17 protein-coding genes and 2 pseudogenes are annotated in these 21,462 nt (G+C 73.5%); 4 read left to right on the top strand and 15 right to left on the bottom strand.

What is annotated here, in order from left to right; translation table 11 throughout:
* Nucleotides 1–210 precede the first annotated feature (210 nt).
* The 4 genes from DEJ49_RS04330 (at nucleotide 211) to DEJ49_RS04320 (ending at nucleotide 2,567) form a co-directional block, all read left to right on the top strand.
* A complete protein-coding gene (locus DEJ49_RS04330) occupies nucleotides 211–963 on the top strand; it encodes a GNAT family N-acetyltransferase (RefSeq protein ID WP_150182549.1) in 753 nt (250 codons plus the stop codon).
* The gene (locus DEJ49_RS04325; protein WP_150182547.1) at nucleotides 960–1,817 is read left to right on the top strand and encodes a lysophospholipid acyltransferase family protein; all 858 of its coding nucleotides are present in this window, start codon (nucleotides 960–962) and stop codon (nucleotides 1,815–1,817) included. The genes DEJ49_RS04330 and DEJ49_RS04325 overlap by 4 nt, the downstream gene beginning before the upstream one ends.
* Nucleotides 1,814–1,942, top strand: a complete 129-nt coding sequence (locus tag DEJ49_RS36710) for a hypothetical protein (protein WP_263398776.1) — start codon at nucleotides 1,814–1,816, stop codon at nucleotides 1,940–1,942. Before DEJ49_RS04325 ends, DEJ49_RS36710 begins: the two co-directional genes overlap by 4 nt.
* Nucleotides 1,943–2,198: 256 nt before the next feature.
* Entirely contained in the window at nucleotides 2,199–2,567 is a 369-nt protein-coding gene (locus tag DEJ49_RS04320) for a hypothetical protein (RefSeq protein WP_150182545.1), read from the top strand.
* Here DEJ49_RS04320 and DEJ49_RS04315 read toward each other — a convergent pair.
* The 15 genes and pseudogenes from DEJ49_RS04315 to DEJ49_RS04250 all read right to left on the bottom strand — a co-directional run bounded on the left by DEJ49_RS04315 (nucleotide 2,538) and on the right by DEJ49_RS04250 (nucleotide 21,258).
* Entirely contained in the window at nucleotides 2,538–3,497 is a 960-nt protein-coding gene (locus DEJ49_RS04315; protein ID WP_150182543.1) for a sugar nucleotide-binding protein, read from the bottom strand. The genes DEJ49_RS04320 and DEJ49_RS04315 overlap by 30 nt on opposite strands.
* The gene (locus tag DEJ49_RS04310; protein ID WP_150182541.1) at nucleotides 3,494–4,561 is read right to left on the bottom strand and encodes an ROK family protein; all 1,068 of its coding nucleotides are present in this window, start codon (nucleotides 4,559–4,561) and stop codon (nucleotides 3,494–3,496) included. Before DEJ49_RS04310 ends, DEJ49_RS04315 begins: the two co-directional genes overlap by 4 nt.
* Nucleotides 4,542–4,922, bottom strand: a complete 381-nt coding sequence (locus tag DEJ49_RS04305) for a cupin domain-containing protein (protein ID WP_150182539.1) — start codon at nucleotides 4,920–4,922, stop codon at nucleotides 4,542–4,544. The genes DEJ49_RS04310 and DEJ49_RS04305 overlap by 20 nt, the downstream gene beginning before the upstream one ends.
* On the bottom strand, nucleotides 4,915–6,105 hold the full coding sequence (locus tag DEJ49_RS04300; protein WP_150182537.1) for a sedoheptulose 7-phosphate cyclase: 1,191 nt from the start codon (nucleotides 6,103–6,105) through the stop codon (nucleotides 4,915–4,917). Before DEJ49_RS04300 ends, DEJ49_RS04305 begins: the two co-directional genes overlap by 8 nt.
* Complete coding sequence (gene malQ / locus DEJ49_RS04295) at nucleotides 6,083–8,218, bottom strand: 4-alpha-glucanotransferase (RefSeq protein ID WP_150182536.1); 2,136 nt, start codon at nucleotides 8,216–8,218, stop codon at nucleotides 6,083–6,085. The genes DEJ49_RS04300 and malQ overlap by 23 nt, the downstream gene beginning before the upstream one ends.
* Before the next feature lie 328 nt (nucleotides 8,219–8,546).
* A pseudogene (locus tag DEJ49_RS36940) lies at nucleotides 8,547–9,398 on the bottom strand (HAD family hydrolase); the annotation flags it as partial.
* Nucleotides 9,399–10,217: 819 nt separating this feature from the next.
* Nucleotides 10,218–11,609: pseudogene (locus DEJ49_RS36935) on the bottom strand (glycosyltransferase); the annotation flags it as partial.
* A 15-nt stretch (nucleotides 11,610–11,624) separates the two neighbouring features.
* Nucleotides 11,625–12,551 carry a carbohydrate kinase family protein gene (locus DEJ49_RS04285; protein WP_150182533.1) on the bottom strand — a complete coding sequence of 309 codons (927 nt, stop codon included), beginning with the start codon at nucleotides 12,549–12,551 and terminating at the stop codon, nucleotides 11,625–11,627.
* Nucleotides 12,548–13,684 (bottom strand): sugar phosphate nucleotidyltransferase, encoded by a 1,137-nt coding sequence (locus DEJ49_RS04280; RefSeq protein WP_150182532.1) that lies wholly within the window; start codon nucleotides 13,682–13,684, stop codon nucleotides 12,548–12,550. Before DEJ49_RS04280 ends, DEJ49_RS04285 begins: the two co-directional genes overlap by 4 nt.
* The gene (locus tag DEJ49_RS04275) at nucleotides 13,677–15,815 is read right to left on the bottom strand and encodes a glycosyltransferase (RefSeq protein WP_223832722.1); all 2,139 of its coding nucleotides are present in this window, start codon (nucleotides 15,813–15,815) and stop codon (nucleotides 13,677–13,679) included. Before DEJ49_RS04275 ends, DEJ49_RS04280 begins: the two co-directional genes overlap by 8 nt.
* Complete coding sequence (locus DEJ49_RS04270; protein WP_150182530.1) at nucleotides 15,809–17,311, bottom strand: phosphotransferase; 1,503 nt, start codon at nucleotides 17,309–17,311, stop codon at nucleotides 15,809–15,811. The genes DEJ49_RS04275 and DEJ49_RS04270 overlap by 7 nt, the downstream gene beginning before the upstream one ends.
* A 5-nt stretch (nucleotides 17,312–17,316) precedes the next feature.
* Complete coding sequence (locus DEJ49_RS04265) at nucleotides 17,317–18,129, bottom strand: ABC transporter permease (protein ID WP_150182528.1); 813 nt, start codon at nucleotides 18,127–18,129, stop codon at nucleotides 17,317–17,319.
* Nucleotides 18,126–18,941: an ABC transporter permease gene (locus DEJ49_RS04260; RefSeq protein ID WP_150182526.1), complete on the bottom strand. Its 816-nt coding sequence runs from the start codon at nucleotides 18,939–18,941 to the stop codon at nucleotides 18,126–18,128. The genes DEJ49_RS04265 and DEJ49_RS04260 overlap by 4 nt, the downstream gene beginning before the upstream one ends.
* Complete coding sequence (locus tag DEJ49_RS04255) at nucleotides 18,938–19,954, bottom strand: ATP-binding cassette domain-containing protein (RefSeq protein WP_150182525.1); 1,017 nt, start codon at nucleotides 19,952–19,954, stop codon at nucleotides 18,938–18,940. The genes DEJ49_RS04260 and DEJ49_RS04255 overlap by 4 nt, the downstream gene beginning before the upstream one ends.
* The gene (locus DEJ49_RS04250; protein ID WP_150182523.1) at nucleotides 19,951–21,258 is read right to left on the bottom strand and encodes an aspartate aminotransferase family protein; all 1,308 of its coding nucleotides are present in this window, start codon (nucleotides 21,256–21,258) and stop codon (nucleotides 19,951–19,953) included. Before DEJ49_RS04250 ends, DEJ49_RS04255 begins: the two co-directional genes overlap by 4 nt.
* Nucleotides 21,259–21,462 lie beyond the last annotated feature (204 nt).

The raw sequence follows: 21,462 nt of genomic DNA, 5'->3' as shown, positions 1-21,462 counted from the left end.
CTTTCGCGGGCGGTCCGATTCGGACGCGAGCCCGACGACGGGCCGACGCACGCTTGCAGCGCGCAGTTCAGGCGGCGCCGTCACCGTGCTGCGTGGGCGCCGGTGCGAAGCCGCGGCGGCGCCGACCGCCGACTCCCCGTCTTCGTTCCCCGTCTCCCGTCTCCGTTCCCCGTCTCCGTCGTCCCCCTCGAACCGAGAAACGGAACCATCATGCCCTCGACGCCGCTCGTCGCGACCGCCGCCAGCTCGTACGTCACCTCCATCGCGGACACCACCGAACAGATCAGGGCCGCCCAGCGGCTGCGCCACCGTGTCTTCGCCGAAGAGCTCGGCGCCGTCCTCGACACGCCCCTGCCCGGCCACGACATCGACGCCTTCGACGACCTCGCCGACCACCTGATCGTCACCGACACCTCGTCCGGCGACGTCGTCGGGACGTACCGAATAATCCCGCCAGGCCGGGCCGAGCACTCCTACTCCGACGGCGAGTTCGAGCTCGTCGCCCTCAACGCCCTGCGGGCCTCCACCGTCGAGGCCGGCCGTTCCTGTGTCCACCCAGACCACCGTTCCGGCGCCGTGATCACCCTGATGTGGTCCGCGCTCGCCCGCTACGTCCTGCTCTCCGGCCACCGGTACCTGGCGGGCTGCGCCTCCGTGCCGCTGGCGGACGGCGGACGCGCCGCGACCGCCGCCTGGCTGCTCGGCACGGCCAGGCACGCGGCGCCGCCCGAGCTGCGCGTGCACCCCCGACGCCCCTGGACCCCCGCGGGCCCGGCGCCGGAACGCCCCGCCTACGCCGACCTGCCGCCCCTGCTGCGCGGCTACCTCCGCCTCGGCGCGTGGGTGTGCGGAGCCCCCGCCCACGACCCGGAGTTCGACGTCGCGGACTTCTTCGTCCTCCTCGACACGGAGCGGCTGAGCGCGCGCCACCGCCGCTACTTCCTCGGGGTGGACGCGCGATGAACGCGTGGACGGTCGACCGCGGCTGTCCCGCCTCCTGCGCCGCCGACCCGGATCCGCGCGTGCCGCTCGGTGAACTCGCCCGCAGGTACGCGACGTTGACGTACGCCCTGACCAGGGCCGTGGCCCGTGGCGACCGGCTGGCCGACCCCTCGATCCTGCGGGCCGAGGCGCGCGCGGTGCTCGGCGCGCTCGGGGTGGGCGTCGAGGGCGTGGAGTACGGCGAGGGCATCGAGGGCGCGCCGTTCAGTGTGCGGACGGAGGGCGGGGGAGTGGGCACACTGGTCGTCGCCAATCACATCTCGTGGCTCGACGTCGTCGCCCTGCTCGCCGTCGAGCCGGTGAGCGTCCTCGCCAAGCGCGAGGTCGGCCGGTGGCCGGTGGTCGGCGCGCTGGCCCGGCGCGCGGGCACGCGGTTCATCGACCGCGACGGCAGCCCACGCGAACTGCCCTACCTCGTCGACGGGTTGGCCGACTCCCTGCGCGGCGGCGCGTCGGTGCTCGTGTTTCCCCAGGCGACGACCTGGTGCTCGGCTTCGGGCGGCCGGTTCCGGCGGGCCGCTTTCCAGGCGGCGGTCGACGCGGGCGCTCCCGTGCGGCCGGTGAGGGTCGAGTACCGGCAGGGCGGCGGGCCGAGCACGGCCGCCGCCTTCCTCGGCGAGGAGGATTTCACCGCCTCGCTGCGCCGGGTGGCGGGCGCCCGCGGCCTGCGCGTACGGGTTACGGCGCGCCCTCCGCTGTGGGGCACCGACCGACGCGTGCTGGCCGACGCGGCGAGGCGGGCGGTCCTGAGGGGTGACCCTTCAACTGGGGGCTCATATGGTCCTGTTGCAACACGTTACTGCAAGCTGGCATGAGCTTTCAGCAAGCCATCAGGGGCGACCCGCCCGTGACCGTCGACGGCGACGGCCGACTGGCCGCGACCGTGGCCGCGAAGAGCGCGGTCGCCGTGCACGTGGGCGCGAAGAGCTGCCGCGCATAGCCCTGGAACAAGCCTATTCGTGGCGGAGTCGAGAGGGTACGCTGAGTAACAGCCCGTGGTCTGTTGTTGTTGTTAGCGCTGCGATGACCTTCCGGCGACCTCTCGGGCCCGGAGTGGGCCCCTACGCCAGCGGCTGCTCTGCGGAACTCTGCTTCCGCCTCATGGCACCGCGTGAAGGACCGTGCGGTGGATCCGAAACCCCGCATCCACCGCCGCTCGTCCCTTTTCACGGCGCACCAAGCCATTGGGACCTGCCATGCGCGACTATTTCGCGGACGACCTCCTGCTCATCATGCCCACCACCCACAGCCCCGGCGTGCGGCTGTCCGGCGAGGTCGTGAGCACACACCGCGGGCCGCTGGCCCTCGCACTGACCGACCAGACCCAGACCCAGACCGACGACCGGGACCGCGCGCAGACCGACGAGATCCTCATCGACCTCACCGGCGTCCGCTACCTGGCCAACAGCGGCCTGGAGACCCTCGTCGCCTTCGCCGTCCACCTGCAGCCCCCGCAGTGCCTCGTGGTGCGCTCCGCCCCTGACCTGGACCTGCACGACCGGATCGCGGCGCGCGGCTGGGACCGCATCGAGACGCTACGGCTCGAGGAGGAACTCGGCGCGTAGCGGGAATGCGGGGGCCAGATCGCGTGCGCCCGCACGCACCCCGCGTACGGGAGTGGCGCGCGTGGCCGGAAGCCGCGCCAGCAACTCACCGGCCAGGCAGGCGTTCTCGGGCCGCGACGCGTAGCGGCTGCGGGCCTTCGGGACCGGAACGACCAGGCCGCCCGGGACGCCCAGCGCCTCGGCGATCACCCCGGCCCACTCGGCGCGGGTGACCCGGTCCGGGCCGCCCAGGTGCAGGACCGGCGGAAGAGGGCCCGGGGCGGCGAGAAGCGCGGCCACGACGCCGGCCACGTCGTCCACGTGGACCGGCGTGGTCCAGTGGTCGTCGGGCGCCTCGACGGGCGCGCCCTCGGCCAGCCGGTGGGCGCAGGCGGCGAAGAAGTTGAGCCACTTGCCCGCGTCGGCGGGCTCATGGCCGTAGACGAGGCTGACCCGCAGACAGACCGCCTGCGGGGCGCTGTCGAGGAGCAGGCGCTCGGCGTGCCGCTTGGCGCGGCCGTAGGCGTTGGCGGGGGAGACGGGGGTGCGCTCCGTGTTGCGCCACGCGCGGCCGTCGAAGACGTTGTCCGTGGAGATCATGACGATGCGCGAGGCATCGGCGTACGCGGCGAAGTTGGCGGTGACGGCGGCATGGGCCGCGGCCGCCTCCTCCGGGTGCTCCTCGCACCAGGTGACGTCGGAGGGGCCGTGCACCAGCACGATCCGCTCCGGCCGCGACCGCGCAACGAGGCGGCCGCAGGCCTCGGCGTCGGTGGCGTCGAGCGCGGACCACCGTGCGCTGTGCTCCTCGGGCGGCGTGGCGGGGCGCCCGCGCGAGACGAGGAGGACGTCGTCCCCGGCATGTGCGAGACGCCGGGCGATACCGGTGCCGACGAAGCCGCTGCCGACGATGAGGGTGCGAGTGGTGGGAGAGGTGTGGGGCGTGGTCATGCGGGGGGCCTGTCTGTGAGAGGCGGGGACGGGTGGCACCGCGCGGTCAGGAGGCGGCCCGCGCCGAGCAGGCCGTGGTCGTCGTCGGGGGCGCCGAGGGACACCAGGGCGTCCACGCGGTCCGCGGCGAGACCGAAGCAGCCCTGCCGGACCAACTCCTCGACCAGCAGCGTCCGGTACCGCTCCCCGACCGCCAGGGCGAAACCGCCCATCAGGATGAAGCGGCACACGCCGATCGACGTGAAGACCGCCGAGACCGCCTGGGCGAGCGGTACGAGCGTGCCCCGGAGCACCCCCGTCGCGAACGCGTCGCCCTCCGCGATCGCCTTGGCCAGCGCCGGATTGCCGATCGCGTCCGGGTGACCGCCCCCGCAGAGCGCGGCGAGCCGGGACGACGAGAACCCGGCGGGGTCGGCGGCCGCCGCGCGCCGGGCCGCCGCGAGCACGCCGCGCCCCGAGGCGACAGCGCCCAGGTGACCGCGGCCGCCGCAGTCGCAGAGCGGCGCGTCGGGCGAGGGGTCGCAGACCCAGTGGCCCAGCTCGCCGCCGTGCCCCGCGGGGTCGACGAGCACGTCGCCGTCGCGGAAGACCTTGTTGCCGATGCCCGAGCTGACGGTGAGGAGACAGAACGGCTCCGGTTCCGTGGCGGCGTACCGCCAGGCCGCCGCCGTGAGGTCGTTCACGACGACGACCGGCACCCCGAGCCGCTCGCCCAACCGGTCGCCGAGAGGCAGCGGTTCGCCGCGCAGCCCCCACACCGTGGGCGCCGCGACGACGAGGCCGTCCGCCGTGACCGGTCCCGCGAAGGCGATCCCGACCGCGCGCGGCGCCTCGCCCGCCCCGGCACCGTGCCGTTCGACCTCGCGCACGATCTGCTCCACCACCCGCTCCTGCACCTCCGGCACGGACGCGTCCGGGTGGAGCGCCTTGCCCTCGACCGGAACGCGGCGCACCCGGGAGAGGACGCCGGTGGCCGGGGCGTAACTCCCCACCCGCAGCGTGGTCCCGCCCACGTCGAGCACGGTGAACGGCCCGGTCCGCCGGTCAGCTTCCCTCGTCGTCACGCACTGCCTCCTCCGGGACCTCGAAGACCAGCAGGTGCAGATCCGTGGCGTCCTCGGCGTCGTTGAGCAGTCCGTGCTCGCCGTAAGGGCGATTGACGACGACGTCGCCCGCCCCCACCCGGAACTCCTCCCCGTCGCGGAACATCAGCCCGCTCCCCGCGAGCACCACGTACGTCTCGCGGTCCGCCCCGTGCCGGTGCCTGCCGATGGACGTACCAGGCGGCAGGACGGCCAGGTCGATGAAGTCCGCGCCGGCACCGCCTTCTTCGCGGGCGAAGATCCGGTGCGCGAGGATCGTGCCGAGGCCGCCGTGGTCGTGCTTCTTGGCGGTCAGCAGATCCCGTACGTCGTACTCAGCCATCGCGCCGCACCGCCCGGTCCGCCAGCGCGTCCAGAGCCGCCCGCAGCGTCGCCGTCGGCAGGTGCTCCAGCTCGTCGACGAAGGCGGCCTTGCCGAGCGCGGTCGGCACGACCAGGTGCAGCTTGCGGCCACGGCGCTGCCACGACGCGCGCAGCGCCTGCGTCATCAGCTCGGGCGTGCAGGTGGCCGGGTCGTACACCGGCAACCCGATCCGTTCCAACAGGCTCACGATCCGCTCGCAGGTGTCCTCGTCGGCGAGGCCGAGCAGCCGGGCCAGATGCGCGGACAGCGCCATGTCGACGGCGACCGCCTCGCCGTGGGCAAGGCGGTGGCCGCCCGCCGTCTCGATGACCGGGCTGAACGTGTGGCCGAAGTCGACGAGCCTGGCCAGCTCGTGCTCCCGCAGATTCGGGCAGAGTTCCTCCATCATGAGCCGCATCGCGGTGCGGATGATGTACGTCTCCACATCGTCGCCACCCGCGCCGGACGGTCCGCGGCGGAACGCGTCCGGGTGCCGCTCCAGCGTCCTGAACAGGTCGCCGTCGAGGATCACCGCCATCTTCACGATCTCGGCGAGACCGCAGCGGATCTCGCGGGCCGGCAGCGTGTCCAGGAGGGCCGGGTCGTTGAGGGAGGCGTGGGCGGGGTGGTAGGCGCCGAACATGTTCTTCGTGTGCAGGGCGTTGACGCCGGTCTTGATGCCGACGCCGACGTCGACCTGTCCCACCAGGCTGGTGTTGACCTTGATGTAGCGGATGCCGCGCGCGTACATGGACGCGGCGAACCCGACGATGTCCGCGACGATGCCGCCACCCACCGCGAGCATCACCCCGTGCCGGTCGAGCCCCGCCGCCTTGGCGGTGGCGCAGACCTCCTCCACCGAGGTCAGCGACTTGTTGTGCTCGCCGGTCGCGATCGTGTGCACGCTCCAACCGCCGGGCTCCAGGCGGGCGGTGAGGTAGTCGCGGAGCTGCTTTCCGTGGATGCGGTCCACGGTGGGGCCGATGTAGGCGACCACGCGGCGGCCCGCCACGTACTCCGCGAGGAGCGGGTTGTCCGGGTGGAAGACGCCGCCCGTGACGTCGACGCGGTAGCCGGTGCCGTCCGGTGCGAGCAGGTCGAAGCCGCCGGCGTCCTCATGGACCCCCGCGGTGCCGGCCTCAGCGAGAACCTGGGCTGCCATGACTCTCCTTGGTGTCGTTCTCAGTGGTGTCGTGTGCGAAGGCGTCCGCGGTGTCGTGGGCGAAGACGTCCGCCAGGATCCGGAGCAGCGTGGACTCGGGCAGCTCCTCCAGCGGGACCGGGCGGCCCCGTGCGTCCGCCACCGGCAGCCGCCAGTTGGGGTGCACCGCGGCCGTGCCCGGCAGGTTCTGCGGGCGGCGGTCGCCCGTCGCGTCCGGCAGCCAGACGCCGAGCATCCGGGCCGGTGTGAGCCGCAGGAACCGGTGCAGGGCGGCGACCTCGCCGTCCGGGTCGGGCAGCAGCCCGAGCCGGGTCAGCTCGGCGAGCCAGCCGTCGCGCTCGGCCGCGGCCGCCGCCTTCTCCTCGGCCTCCGGCCGCGTCAGGAGCCCGAGCCGGGCCCGCAGGTCCACGTGTTCGCCGGAGAGCCAGGCCGCCGTCGTCGGCAGGTCGTGGGTCGTGAGCGTGGCCAGACAGTTCGCCCGCCACTGGTCGGGCGGCAACGGACCCTGCCGGCCCGCGGAGCCGCCCACATACTCGAAGCGCTGCACGGACGTGCCGAGCATGCCGCGCTCCGCGAGGTCCTCGCGCATGCCGTCCTCCACGGTGCCCAGATCCTCGCCGATCACCGCGGCGCCCGCGCGGTACGCCTCAAGGGCGAGGACGCCGAGCATCGCGTCCCGGTCGTACCGGACGTACGTCCCCTCCGTGGGCGGCCGCCCCTCCGGCACCCACCACAGGCGCGAAAGCCCCATGACATGGTCGACGCGCAGGGCGCCCGCGTGCCGCAGCCCGGACCTGAGCAGCTCGGCGAAGGGCCGGTAGCCCTCGGCGGCGAGCGCGTCCGGCCGCCACGGGGGCTGACCCCAGTCCTGGCCCCGCCGGTTGAAGTCGTCCGGCGGCGCGCCCACGCTCATGCCGGCGGCGAGACAGCGCTGCAGGGCCCAGGCGTCGGCGCCCTCCGGCGCGACGCCGACCGCCAGGTCGTGGACGAGCCCGACCCGCATCCCCGCGCCGACCGCCGCGGCCTGCGCCGCCGCCAGCTGCTCGTCGGTGATCCAGGCGAGCCACCGGTGGTGGTCGACGGCCTCGGCGAGCTCCTTGCGGGCGCGCGCCACGGCGGGGGAGCGGGGGTCGCGCAGCTCGGCGGGCCAGGACCGCCACGCCCCGCCGTGCACCTCGGCGAGCGCGCACCAGGTGGCGTAGTCGGTGAGGCCCTGCCCCTCGCGCTCGACGTACGCGGTGAAGGCGGCGGCCCGCCCCGGCGACAGCGGCACGTCGCGCACGGCTCGCAGCGCGCGCTGCTTGAGCGCGCGCACGGCTTCGCGGTCGATGAGTGAACTCCCCTTGAGCACCGCGTCGTTGAGTTGCCGCGCCCGGACGACGAGGTCGTCCACGGCGGGCCGCGCCGCCGGGTCGAGGTACGCGTACTCGGGCACGGCCTCCACGCGTACGTGCATGGGGTCGGCGAAGCGCCGTGAACTCGGCCGGTACGGGGACGGGTCGGGCAGCGGCCCCGGCTCCACGGCGTGCAACGGCCCCAGCTGCACGAACCCCGCGCCCAGTGCCTGCGCCGACCAGGAGGCGAGCTCAGCCAGGTCGCCGAGGTCGCCCATGCCCCAGGAGCGGCGCGAGAGGACGGAGTAGAGCTGGACGAGAAAGCCCCAGGTGCGGCCCGCGGGGGCGGGCAGGCGGTCGGGCACGGCGAGCAGGGGTGCGTGCGCGTGCCGTCCGTCGGGGGTGCGGACGTGGAGGGTGTGGTGGCCGGGCGGAAGTGTGGGGGATAGGGAGGTGGTGCCGCCGGACTCCAACCGCACGTGAGGGATGGCGTGTTGGGGGAGGTCGACGGGCCGGCCGGACAGGGGCGAGGTGTCGGCCCGGAGACCGTCCACGGGCACGCGCAGCACCACGCACGGGGGCAGCGGTCGCTCTGCCTGCTCACGCCGGTGGACCTCCAGGGCGGCACGCGCCGCCGCCTCCGTCGACGCGTCCACGCCGCACGCGGCGAGGACGGCGACCAGAGTGTCCGGGGCGACGCCGACGCGGTGACCGAGGTCGGTGGTGTAGGCGGTGGTGACGCCGTGGGCGCGGGCGAGGGCGGTGAGTGCGTCGGTCATGTGGGGGTCCCCGGTCCCGGCGTCGGGTCGCCGACCTGCTCGTCGTTCGGCGCGATTTCGGCGGCCGTGGTGTCGGGTTTCGGGTGGGTGGTGAGTGTGTTGGTCATGGGCGTGGCCGTGGTGTCGGGGCCTTGGGTGGCGGGGTCGGGTTCTGTGGTGGGGTGAAGAGGTGGCCCACGGCGGGTGCGACGCCGTCCTGCGCATCGTTCGGCGCGATTTCGGCGGCGGCCGTGGTGTCGGGTTTCGGGTGGGTGGGGAGTGTGTTGGTCATGGGCGTGGCCCTGGTGTCGGGGCCTTCGGGGGGCGGTGGTGTGGGGTTCTGTGGTGGGGTGAAGACGCGTTCCAGGACCGTTGCGACGCCGTCTTCCTCGTTGCTCGGGGCGATTTCGTCGGCCATGGCGCGGAGTTCCGGGTGGGCGTTGGCGACGGCCACTCCGTGGGACGCCCAGGCGAGGAGCGGGATGTCGTTGGGCATGTCGCCGAACGCGATCGTGTCCGCGCCCGTGAACCCGAGGAGCCGGGCCGCCCGTGCGACCCCCGCGCCCTTGGTCGTGCCGAGCGGCAGCACCTCCACCATCCCCTTCACGGAGTGCACGACGCTCACGTCGTCGCCGCACAACTTCTCGGTGACGCCCGCCAGTTCGTCCTCCGGTACCTCCGGGTGGTGCAGGACCAGCTTGTCGATGGGGTCGGACCACAGCTCGGCGCGGTCGGCCGTCACGTCCCAGCCGTGCCGGACCCGCTCCCCGAAGCGCGGCGTCACCTTGAACCGGCTCTCGGGCGGCGCCGTGACGACCCCGAGCTCCAGCGTGCCGAGCGCCTCCTCGACGCGGGCGACCACCGATCTGGCCAGGTCGAGGTCGAGCCGGGCGGAGTCGAGGAGCCGGTCCGCGCCCGCGTCGTACAGCTGGGCGCCCTGCCCGCACACCGCGATGCCCCGGTAGCCGAGCGCGGTGAGGAACTCCCGGCAGGCGGCGGCGGGCCGGCCGGTGACGACGAGGTGGTGCGCGCCCGCCCGGGTGGCCAGGGCGAGGGCGCGCCGGGTGCGGTCGGACACGGTCAGGTCGCCGCGCAGCAGCGTGCCGTCGAGGTCGGTGGCGACGATCCGGTAGGGCGGGGGAGGGACCTCGGGGGCCGGGACGGTGTCCCAGGTGACCCGGCCGGATCGCAGGGTCACCATGACGACGAGTTCCCGCCCCGCGGGCAGCCCGTCGACGGCTCCGTGGAACGTGCCGTCGCCCGCCGCCCGCAGAGCCTGGAATCCGGCCCCGCTCCCGACGGGCACGGCCTCGTCCGAAGCGACCGCTTCGGCGGCGGACTCCAGCGTCGCCCCCGGCCGAGCCGCCCCCGTCGCCCCCGCCGACTCGACGACCACCTCCACGCGCTCCGCCCCGGCGTGGACGTACTCGACCCGCCACCCGCGACCGTCTCCCCCAACGATCGGCGTCGTCCGGCACCGCGTCGCGAGTCGCGTCGTCCAGTCGTCGCGCCCCGCCGTCTCCGCGAGCTCCGCGCAGCGGGCGAAGTCCGCGCGTGCGTACGCCGCCTCGAAGAGCCGTTCCAGGGCGGGCCCGTCCGACGGGGCGCACCGCGCGTACGTCGCCGCGTCCCCCCGTTCGGCGGCCGCCTCCGCGATCCGTTCCCCGTGTCGTGCGAAGTCCGCGTCGTCCAGCGCGTCGAACCAGCCCCACGCGATGGCGTCCCCGGCGGGGAAGGGCGGCCGTTCGCCGCGCAGCAGCGTGTCGAACGCGGCGAGGCGCAGCTCCGCGCTCCGCTGCCAGGTGAACTGCCGGGCGACGCGGCGTGAGTTGGCCGACAGGCGGTCATACGTCTCCGGGTCGTCCCGGAAGACCGCCGCGGCCTGCCGTATTCGGTCGGCCAGTTCGCGTGCCAGCACGGGGTCGTCGTCGCGGAACGAGCCGCGCACGGAGAACCCTGTCGCCTCCGGGTCGGCGAGCGGGCGCGCGTGCCCGAAGTGGGCCGTGACCCGCTGGTCCGTGGCGATCGGTACCGCCCCGCACGCCATCGCCTCCGCCTGCGCGATGAGGAAGCCGTCCAGTTCGTACTTGGAGGGGTTGACGCAGAAGTCGGCGCAGGCGGCCTGTTCGAAGAGCGTGTCCTCGTCGGCGAGGCGCCAGTCCAGGTGGATCTGGCCCGGGTGACGGTCGGCGACGCTCTGGAACCAGGCGTTCGCGGCGGCCGGCCCGGCAGCACCGGGCTCGCCGCCTCCCCCCGTCGCGCAGCGGATGACGAAGCTGATGTCCGGGTCGGTGGCGAGAACCTCCTCCACCGCCCGCATCAGCTCCAGCTGGCCCTTGTGGTGGACGGCGTAGCGCGCCGCGTGGAAGAAGACGGGGCGCGCCGGGTCGAGGCCGAGCCCGCTCAGGACGGCGGCGCGGTCCACCGCGCCCGGGTCACGGGCGAGCCAGCTGTCGGCCACCCCGCAGCCGCCCATCAGGAGCTTGTGCGGATGGGCGCGGAGCTCCCTGGCCACCGGGAGCGTGGCGAAGAGCGCTTCGAAGGGGGTGCCCTCGAAGGTGCTGTAGTAGGCGCGCTGGCCGGGCGAGACGAAGTCGACGAGGTCCGCGTGGGCGGCGACCAGGGGGAACACGCCGACGTGATCGGGTCTGCGCTCCTGGTGCATGCGCGTCCCGGCGAGGGCCCGCGCGATCGTCGCCGCAGTGGAGTCCTCTGCCGGCGGCGGGCCGTCGAGCGCGTCCAGGTCGATGCCCTCACCGGCGCCGAGGAGCGCGAGGAGGCGCTCCACCTGCGGCCGGTGGACCTGCTGACCGACGGGCGCGTTGGCCGCGACCGTGCTCACGGTGCGGAAGCGCGGGTCGGCGGCAAGGACCGGCGGCAGCAGGTAGTGGTAGTACGGCTCGAAGCCGTGGACGATCGCGGGTTCGGGGTCGCATGCGTCGGAGGGCGGGGCGAGCGGCGGCAGGCCGGACCTGATGAAGCGCAGCCCCTCCACCTGGAACACCAGCGGCTTGAAGTGCGCCAGGTCCCGGCCCTCCAGTCCCGGCGGCGGATAGAGGCGGTCGGGCAGCAGGTCGAGGCAGGCGTTGGACAGGAAGTAGACGTCCACACCGTCCAGGCGGAGCCGGTACGCGCGCGTGCTCAGCTCGACGGCGACCTCCGGGGGGTGGTCCGGCCACACCTCCGGGTCGAGGACGAGCGGCACCACGTGGTCGGCGCAGTGGTCGAGTTCCTCGATCGGGAACGTCTCCCGGAGCCGGTCGAGGTGGCCGTGGGCCGGGGTGACGACGGAGACGCGGTGACCGCGCGCGGCGTACTCGCGCGACAGGTTCCAGACCAGCGGCGACAGGCCGCCCCGCATCAGACGGTGGTCGAAGCCGCCGCACTCGTACGAGAAGTTGATGATGTGCACGTGCGCGCAGTCCCCTCAGCCGGCGGCCGCGGCGCTCGCGCGCGCGCACGCGCCGCGCAGCCCCGGCAGGTCGATGAACTCGGTGTGGGTGCCCGCGCTGCCGCAGGCGAAGGCCCCCGAGACGGACCCGGCGAGGACACACTCCTCCACCGGGCGTCCCTCGAAGAGGGAGTGCAGGAACGCGGTGACGAAGGCGTCCCCGGCTCCGTTGCTGTCGATCACGGGACGCTCCGGCCGGACCGCGGGGAAGTGCCGCACCTTCGTGTCGCCGCGCACCAGGACGTGGCAGCCGTCCGCGCCGTCGGTCGCGACGACGAGGCGTGCCCTGCCCTCGTCCAGCACGGAGTGCAGCACCTCGTCGAGCCGGTCGTGGATCGCGGCGGCGCTGAGGAAGACGTGATCGGAGGCGAGCGCGTACGCACGGTGGTGCGGGTTGTGCCCGTCCCAGTCGTGCAGGTCCGTCGAACAGGTCACGCCGAGCCCGCGGATGTCGTCGTACATGTCGCGGTTGACGCCGGTGATGGAGAGGTGGACGTGCCGGGCGCGCTCCAGGTATGGCAGGTAGAAGTCGCGCGGCAGCCGCAGGTCCGCGGGGTGCCTGCCGTCGTAGAAGGAGAAGCGGCGGCCCTCGGGGTCGACGAGGTTGACGCCGCGCGGGGTGCCGTGCGGCGAGACGACGTGGCTGAAGTCCAGGCCGCGCTCGGCGTACGCGTCGAGGACGGAGCGGCCCTGCGCGTCGTCCCCGAGGAAGTCGATGAACTTGGTGGTCAGGCCGAGTGCGTGCCAGCCGAGGGCGACGCCGTTGCCGGTGTGCGCCACGTAGTCGTACACGGGCGGCACGAACACCGAGTCGCCGGGCGGCAGTCGCAGCGCCTCGACACGCACGATCGTGTCGACGCCGGCGCCGCCGACCACCAGGACGTCGTACTGCGGCTCACTCATGCGCGTACTCCTTCTGTCTGCTGGATGCGGCCGTCCTCCAGGACGACCGCCGCGTCGATGTCGGCGCCCGCGGGGATCCTGGCGCCGGGCAGCACCACACTGCGCCGCACCCGGGCGCCCGCGCCGATCCGCACGCCGGGGAAGAGCACGCTGTCCTCCACACGGCCGTCGTTGACCAGGTCGGACGGCACCACCGACGCGCGCACCCCGAAGTGGTCGGCCACCCAGGAGCGCCGCACGTCCGGCGCCACCGTCCACGGCATGCGTCCGACGGGCAGCCCGGCCGCGGGCGACGCGGCGAGCGCGAGGTGCGCGCGGTGGTAGCGCTCGACGGTGCCGATGTCCTCCCAGTGGCCCGCCACCTCGTGGCCCCGGATGTGCTCACCGGCCGCGAGCATCGCCGGGATGACGTCCCGGCTGATGTCGTGCTGCCAGTCGGTGCCGTCGAGCCGCTCCAGATACCGGCGCAGGACGGCGGCGTCGAAGACGCAGAACGCCGCGAAGACCAGGTCGCTCGTGGGGACGTCCGGCTTCTCCACGAACGCGGTGAGCGTCCCCCGCGCGTCGAACTCGACCATGCCGAACAGGTGTACCCAGCGCGGGTCGATGCGCTGGTACGCCAGGGTGAGCGCGGCTCCGGAGGCGCGGTGGGCGTCGATCAGCGGCCGGTAGTCGAAGCGGTAGACGTGATCGGCGTGCAGTACGAGGACGTGCTCGGGGCCGGGCCGGGTGCCGCTCCCTTCGAAGACGTACGTGCTCTTGCGGATCAGCGCGTCGGCCGTGCCCCGCTCCAACGGCCAGGTACGGGCGGGCAGTTCCGCCGGTGGACGGGAGACCGCCGCCGCGTACGCGGTGTCGTACGGGCCGAAGTGCACCCGGAAGCCGGGCCGCTGATTCCACACCCGGTGCAGGTCGTCCATCAGCTGCCGCTCCTCGTACTGCGAGAGCAGCAGCACCTCGCCGAGGCCCGACGCCCGCGCGTTGGCGAGGCTGAAGTCGATGAGCCGGCACGCCCCGCCGTACGGCACCAGCGGCTTGAGCCGCCCCGTCCCGAGCGGACCCATGCGCCGCCCCTCGCCGCCCGCGAGCAGCACGGTCCTGACCGTGCGCGCGATCGCGTCCCGTTCAGCCATGGCACACCTCGTCCCAGGTGACGCGGCCGGAGGAGAGGGTGAGGAGCAGCCGGGCGTCGGCGGCGCGGTCGGGCGCCGGACCGCCGAACTCGCCGGGCGCGGTGCGTTCGAGCAGTTCCACGCGGGGGAGCGCGCGGCCGTCCGCGCCGGTCTCGGAAGGGACGACCAGCTCGACGCGTTCCGCGTGCGGCAGCCGGTAGACGATCCGGCCGTCGTCGCCCACGCGGCAGCGGCCGCGCAGCCGGTCCACGTCCTGCCGCTCCACCGCCCCGCCCGGCCCCCGTGCGAGGACCCGCTCGCAGGCGGCGAAGTCGGCCCGCTGCCAGGCGGCCGCGAAGATGCGGCGCGCGGCGTCGGCGTCCAGGGGAGCATGGCGTTCGTAGACGTCCACGGCGCCGTGCGCGACCGCCGCTTCCGCGATCGCGGCGCTGTCCGCGTCCCGCAGCTGCTCGAACCACCCGTGTCGCAGCGCCAGTTGGGTGGAAGGCCCCGTGGGGTCGCCTCGCCAGAGGCGTCCGAACGCGGCCAGATGCAGGTCCGCGCAGCGCTCCCAGGTGAACTCCCGCGCGACGGCGGACGCCCGCTCCGACAGCTCGCGGTAGCGGTCCGGATCCTCCGACCACAGCGTGACCGCCTCCCGGAACCGGTCGGCCAGTGCCGAGACGAGCAGCTCGTCGTCCTCGGCGAACGACCGGTTCACGGCGAAACCGGTACCCGTCGACGGGCCGTCGGCGTGCCGGAAGTGCGCCATGCCCTCCTGGGCGGTGGCGATGGGCACGGCGCCGCACGCCATCGCCTCGCCCTGCGCGATGAGGAAGGTGTCCATCTCGAACTTGGAGGGGAAGACGCAGAAGTCGGAGCTCGCCGCGTAGGCGAACACCCGCCGTTCGTCGACCCGCTCCCACTCCAGGTGCAGCCGCCCGGCGTGCCGCCGCGCGACCTCGTGGAAGTACGGGTCGTCGATGCCCTCTCCGGCGATGCAGCGCAGCACGAAGTTGGCGGCGAGCCCGGCCGACAGGACCCGGTCGACCGCCCGCACCAGCTCCACCTGGCCCTTGTGGTGGACGGCGTAGCGCGCGTTGTGGAAGAAGGTGGGCAGGCCGGGGTCGAGCCCGAGACCGCCGAGCACGTCCGCCCGGTCGACCTCGGCGGGGTCCATGGCGAGCCACTCGTCGGAGATCGCGCAGCCGCCCACGAACATCTTGTGCGCGTTGCGCCGCACGACATCCGCCATCGGCAGCCGCTCGAAGAGCTCGGCGAAGGGGGTGTCGCGGAACGAGGCGTAGAAGTCGAGCTGGCCGGGCGAGAGGAAGTCGATCAGGTCGGCGTGCTCGGCGGTGAGCTCGTAGAGCGCGACGTGGTCCGGCGGATAGGCGTAGTGGAGGTGGGTGAGCTGCTGGTACTGGAGCACGGCAGCCGGGTACGAGCCCTCCGTGGCCACCTCGAACTCCGCCTTCACGTCGAGGAGTTCGAACAGCCGCCGGACCTCGGGTCCGTACACCTTCTTCGCGATCGGCATGTTGCTCTGCACGGTGCTGACGACCAGTTTCGTGGGGTCGTCGCGCAGCGCTGCGGGCAGCAGGTGGTGGTAGTACGGCTCGTGCGCGTGCACGACGGCCCGCTCCTCGCCGAACCAGCCGCGCAGGAACCGCACGCTGTCGGCCTGGAAGACGAGTGGCTTGAAGAAGACCAGGTCGCGGCCCTTCGCGGAGTACGGCGGATAGAACGTCGTCGGCAGCCGGTCGAGCCAGTCGTTGGAGAGGAAGTACAGGTCGACGCCGTCCAGCCGGATCCGGTGCGCCGTCGTGCGCAGCTCGATCCCGGTCTCGGCCGGGAAGCCCCGCCAGACCTCGGGGTCCAGGGCGAGCGGGAGGGTGTACGTGTCCTCGTACGGCAGGTCCTCCACGTCGTAGCGCGCCCGCAGGTCGTCGAGGCGGCCGTGGGCGGGCGTGACGATGGAGACCCGGTGGCCGCGCGCGGCGAACGCCCGGGAGAGGTTCCACAGGTACACCGAGGTGCCGCCCTGCAAGAAGGTGTGGTCGAAGCCGCAGCACTCGAAGTAGGTCTCGATGATGTGCATGCGGGGCTCGACCGTCGGTACGACGTTCTCGGGGGGCTCGGGGGTCAGCACGGCCTCACGTCCTCGGAGTCGCGGTGGGCGCCGCTGCCGCCTCCGCCGAGCCGCAGGGCGTGGCGGAGGTCGATCGCGGCGTGGTAGGGGCGCGTGTGCGCGTGGTTGTAGGCCAGTTCGTGGAGGAGCCGACGCAGGTAGAGCAGCCGCCGGAGCGGTTCGTCGGACGCGGGTCCGGGCCCGAGGAGCAGCTCGCGTACGCGGTCCCGCCAGCGGTCCGCGACCTCGAACACCCGGCGTATCTCGGCCTGTTGGGCGGGTGAGAGGTGTGGAGCGGCGTCGAGTGAACCGAGCATGGTCTCCAGGGACTCGACGCCCAGCCGGTTCGCGGCCTCGAACGCCGCCTCGTCCGCGGCGAAGTACTCCAGACCGCGCTGCAGCGCCACGATGTCCTCAAGTGGCGACTGCGCGGCCCAGCCCGGCGCGGTGGGGGCGGTGCTCGGGGTGGAGAGGTCGATCAGGGCGGGCGGGTTCCACAGCAGGTGGGAGAGGTGCAGGTCGCCGTGGCAGGGGCCGCCGCCGGACCAGGAGGGCCCGGACCGGTCCAGCTCGGCGTGCAGCTGCGCCACTTCCGCGGCCAGCGACGTGAAGGCGTCCCGCACGGTCCGGGCGGGCAGTGCCGGATCGGCGGTGGTGCGGTCGTGCAGGTCCGCGAGGCGCCGCTCGGCCTGCGCGAGGCGTTCGCCGGCCGGATAGGCGGGCTGCGGCGACCCGTCGCCGAGACGGTCGGCGAGGTCGGCGTGGAAGCCGCGCAGGAAACGTCCCGCGTCCCGCAACTGCCCTTCCAGGGGCCGCAGATGGTGCCGCGCCACCGCCTCCGGCGCACCGTGGGCGAGGAGGCGCGAAAGGGCGGGCCACAGGGAGCGCAGGTTCTGCCGCAGCGGTACGTCGATGCCCTCGCCCGGCGCGTAGCGATAGACGACGCCCAGCGGGTGGCGCGTCCCGGAGGCGGGGTCGGTGTACGCGTAGTCGCCCGCCCACTCCGGGGTGCGCCCGGTGCCGTTCATGAGCCGCAGCAGGTCGGGCTCGCGGACGTCGTCGTCGAGGCCGCGGTACGTCTTGTGGATGTGCGGCACGCCCCCGATCTCCACGAGGGACAGGGCGTTGGACGACCAGCCCTGCTCGAAGGGGAGTGGCCGCACTTCGGGCAGGGAGCCGGCCGGGGCGCCGCCCGCGCCGCGGAACTCCACGGCGCCGCCGCGCTCCGTGCGCAGCGTCCCGCCCGCAAGCGTCCTGCGTACCGCCTCCGTATGGAACTCCTCGACGGCGTGGGCCTCCCGCGGCCCGCCTCCCTCGTACCGCCCGCCCCCGATCTCCACCGGCACGAAGAACCGCCGGCCCGCCGCGGGCCCGCCGACCGCCGCCACGACCAGCAGCACCACCGCGGAGCCGAGCACGGCGTGGTCGACGCGCTCGTAACGGTCGGCCTTGCGCCCGTCCTCGGACATCCACGGCGCCGCGCGCAACAGCGCGGCCAGCTCCTCGTCCCGGATCACGGACCTCAACTCCCTGTCATCTCGTACGTGTTGATGCCGCGCCGCCACACGGCGAGAGCGAGCAGCAGCGCCAGGGCCGTCACCACGGGCAGCCATCCCAGGAGCGCCGTGTCGCCGGAGAGGAGATAGACGGCGGGGACGTACGACGTGAAGGCGAACGGCAGCACCCAGGTCAGCAGCGCGCGCAGCGACGCGTGGTAGATGTCGAGGGGGTACGCCGCGAACTCCGACACCTGGCTCGCCGCGTACATCGCGGGCAGGCTCGTCACCGTCCAGAACGACAGGGAAGCGAAGCACAGCTTCACCGCCGTGTGGATCAGCGCGCCGCACAGCACGAGCAGCGGGGCCAGCGCCCACTGGACGGCCGTGAGGTCCAGGTCGAGCGAGGTGCCCGCGTACGTCACGAGGGCCGCGCCGACGACGAGTTCGCCGAGCGCGTCGGGGTGGAAGAAGCGCTCGGAGAGCAGCGAGAAGAGCGGATTCACCGGGCGGATGAGATAGCGGTAGAACTCGCCGCGCTGTACCAGCTTGCGGCCCAGCTCCCACAGCTGGTCGGTGAAGAGGTGGTCGAGGCCGCGCGGCAGAAGAGAGAAGCCGAGCAGGAACAGGACCTCGTGGTACGACCAGCCGCCCACGGCGGGCACCTGCCGGAAGACCAGGCCGACGACCGCCGTCTGGATGCCGACCCGCACCAGGAAGGCCCCGGCGCCGAGCGCGAAGTCGAGCCGGTACGCGGCGAGGCGGTGCAGGCCCACCCCGCCGAGGAACCAGGAGAGCCTGACGTACCAGAGCGCCGTGCCGAGACGTGTGCGCGTCATCCGCCGAGCACCTCGAGACGCCCGAGCGCCGCCCGCCACAGCACCGCGCACAGCACCGTGAGACCGGCCGCCCAGCCCGCCTGCTGGGCCAGCACGGCGACGGCCCCGCCCATCCCGTCGTACCTGCCGAGGAGCAGCGTCAACGGGCTGTCGACCATCCCTTTGAAGGGCAGCGCCCCTGCGACCGCCGCCAGCGGGCCCGGCATCAGCGCGATCGGGACCAGCTGCCCGGCGAAGAAGGCCACGACGCTCTGCTTCACCATCCGCACGCCCCACGTGTTCGTGGTGACGAAACCCGTCATGCCGGTCAGCAGGTTCACGCAGAACGCGATGAGCACCGACAGCGTGGTGGACACGGCGAACAGCGCGGCGTCGACGGGACGGGGCGTCGTGAGCGGGACGAGGAACGAGAAGAGGAGCAGGGCCGGCACGCCGACGAGGGCGGCGTTGGCCGCGACCACCGGCAGGCACGCGAAGAGCCGCACCAGCGGATAGCTGACCGGCCGCACCAGCATCACGGCGACGTCCCCGCGGTAGACCTCCGCGGCCACCTCGTCGTCGACCCGGTTGGCGTGCAGGACCTGCAGCACCTGCGCCACCAGCAGGTAGGTGGTGATGCTCGCGGGGGTGAAGCCTCCCGGGCCCGTGCCGCCGCCCGGCGCGTCCGCGTACACGGCACGCCACAGGAACACGGTGACCGCGGCGCCCGCGGCGGCGGTGACGCCCGTGACGACGAACATCGAGCGGTACTGGAGCAGGGACTGGAGGCCGCCGGTGGCGAAGGGGAAGTAGCGCGACACTCGTACGCTCATGAGTGACCGCCGACGGGCGTGGGCGCCCGGCCGTAGATCCGCCGCAGCACCTCCTCCAGGTCCGGCTCCGGGGCATAGCAGTCCACGAGGTCGAAGTGGTCCAGGAGGAAGGTGAGCACCTGGCGCGAGGCGAAGAGGTTCGCCGGATAGTCGACGCGGATCCGCCCGCCGTCCTCGACACCCGCCCGTACGCCGGGCAGGCCCCGCTCGATCAGATCGAGGGCGTCATGCGGCGCCGGGCCGCCCCGGTGGTCGAAGCTCACCGAGCGGTCCTCCGCCGTGCGCAGCAGATCCTGGATGGAGCCCTGGTGGACGACCCGGCCGTGGTCGACGACCAGCGCGCTGTCGCAGATCGCGGCGATGTCGGCGATGTCGTGGCTGGTGAGCACGACGGTCGTGCCGAGCTCCCGGTGCGCGCGGTTGACCAGGTCGCGCACCGCCGTCTTGAGGACCATGTCGAGGCCGATGGTCGGCTCGTCCCAGAAGACGACGGCCGGGTCGTGCAGCAGGCTCGCGGCGATCTCCGCGCGCATCCGCTGGCCCAGGCTGAGCCGGCGCACGGGCGTGGTGCCGAGGGCGTCGATGTCGAGGAGTTCGCGGTAGAGCGCGAGGTTGCGGTGGTAGACCGGGTCGGGGATGTCGTAGACGCGGCGCAGGATGCGGAACGAGTCGGGCACCGACAGGTCCCACCACAGCTGGCTGCGCTGCCCGAAGACGACACCGATGGAGCGGGCGTTGCGCCGCCGCTCGCGGTACGGCTCGATGCCCGCGACGAGGCAGCGGCCCGACGTCGGCGTCATGATGCCGGTGAGCATCTTGATGGTGGTGGACTTGCCGGCTCCGTTGGCGCCGATGTAGGCGGTCCTCGACCCGGCGGGGATCTCGAAGGAGACGCCGTCCACGGCGCGCACGGTGCGGTACTCGCGGGTGAGGAGCGTCGCGAGGCTGCCCAGCAGGCCGGGTCCGCGCTCCGCGACGCGGAACTCCTTGGTGAGGTTCTCCGCGACGATCACGCCGCCACCACCTGCGCGACGGCTCGCTCGACGGCCAGCTCCAACAGGGCGACACCTGCGTCGAGTTGTGCCTCGTCGAGTGTGAACGGTGGCGCGAGGCGGATGATGTGGCCGCCGAACGCCGTCCGCAGACCCAGGTCGAGCGCGGCGGAGTGGACCGCGCGGGCCAGCTCCGGCGCGGGGGTGCGGCTCTCCCGGTCCGTGACGAACTCCAGGCCGTACAGGAGGCCGAGCCCGCGTACATCGCCGAGCTGCTCGTACCGGGACCGCAGGGCCGCGAGCCGGGCGCCGAGCAACTCGCCCAGGACGCGGGCGCGTTCGGCCAGACCGTCGCGCTCGATGACACCGAGCGTGGCGTGCGCGGCCGCGATGCCGAGCGGATTGCTCGCGTACGTCGACGCGTACGAACCGGCCGTCGCCGCCTCGGGGGAGCGCAGCAGCTCCGCGCGCCCGGCGAGCACCGCGAAGGGGAAGCCGTTCGCCATGCCCTTGGAGAGGACGACCAGGTCCGGTTCGACTCCGACCAGCTCGGAGGCGAGGAAGGCGCCGGTGCGGCCGCCGCCCGTCAGGACCTCGTCGGCGACGAGCAGCACACCGTTGACCCGGCAGGCCTCCGCGATCCGCTCCCAGTAGCCCGGCGGCGGCACGACGACGCCCGCCGCGCCCTGCACCGGTTCGAAGACCAGCGCGGCGACGTTCGGCTTCTCGGCGATGTGCCTGCGCACGAGCGAGGCGCATCGCACCTCGCAATTCGGATGGGTCAGCTCCAGCGGGCAGCGGTAGCAGTCGGGGGCGTAGCCGAGGACGCTGTTCCCGGCGAACGCCTGATGCCCGATGTCCCAGTGGACCAGCATCCGGGCGCCCATCGTCTTGCCGTGGAAGCCGTGGCGCAGCGCCCCGATCCGGTTGCGGCCCGCGGGCGCGGTGGCCTGCACCACCCGCAGGGCCGCCTCGACGGCCTCGGCGCCGGTGGAGAAGAGCGCGTAGGTGTCGAGGTGGTCGGGGAGCAGCCGGGCGAGCTGTTCGAGCAGCGCGGCGCGTTCGGGGGTCGCGGCGTCGTGCACGTTCCACAGCCGCCCGGCCTGCGCGGTGAGCGCCTCGACGACCTCCGGGTGGCAGTGGCCGAGCGACTGCGTGAGCGTGCCGGCCGCGAAGTCCAGGTACCGGTTGCCGTCGAGGTCGGTGAGGTAGGCGCCCGAACCCTCGGCGAAGACACGCTCCCCGGCGGCGGTCTCCTCGGAGGCGCCGGGCGCGAGGTGCCGCGCCTCCCGGTCGAGCCGTGCGCGCTGCCGGTGACCTGTCACTGCTGCCCCACTCCGTTCGTCGTGCGATGTGCGGTGTGCGTGGTGCCGGTGAACTCTCCGGATCGGCACCGAAGTTGAGCGGTGGGACCGGCGAGGCGCACCGAGTCAAACAAAGCCGCCCCACAATTGGCAAGAGGTTGCTGAAAGTTTCAGACAGCACTTGCGGCCGTACGTCCGGCTCTGCTTGAGTCGAGATCTCGCAAG

Source organism: Streptomyces venezuelae (genome assembly GCF_008642335.1).
GTDB lineage: Bacteria > Actinomycetota > Actinomycetes > Streptomycetales > Streptomycetaceae > Streptomyces > Streptomyces venezuelae_F.
The sequence above is the reverse complement of the archived record's forward strand: the minus strand, read 5'-3'. Positions and strand labels throughout refer to the sequence as shown.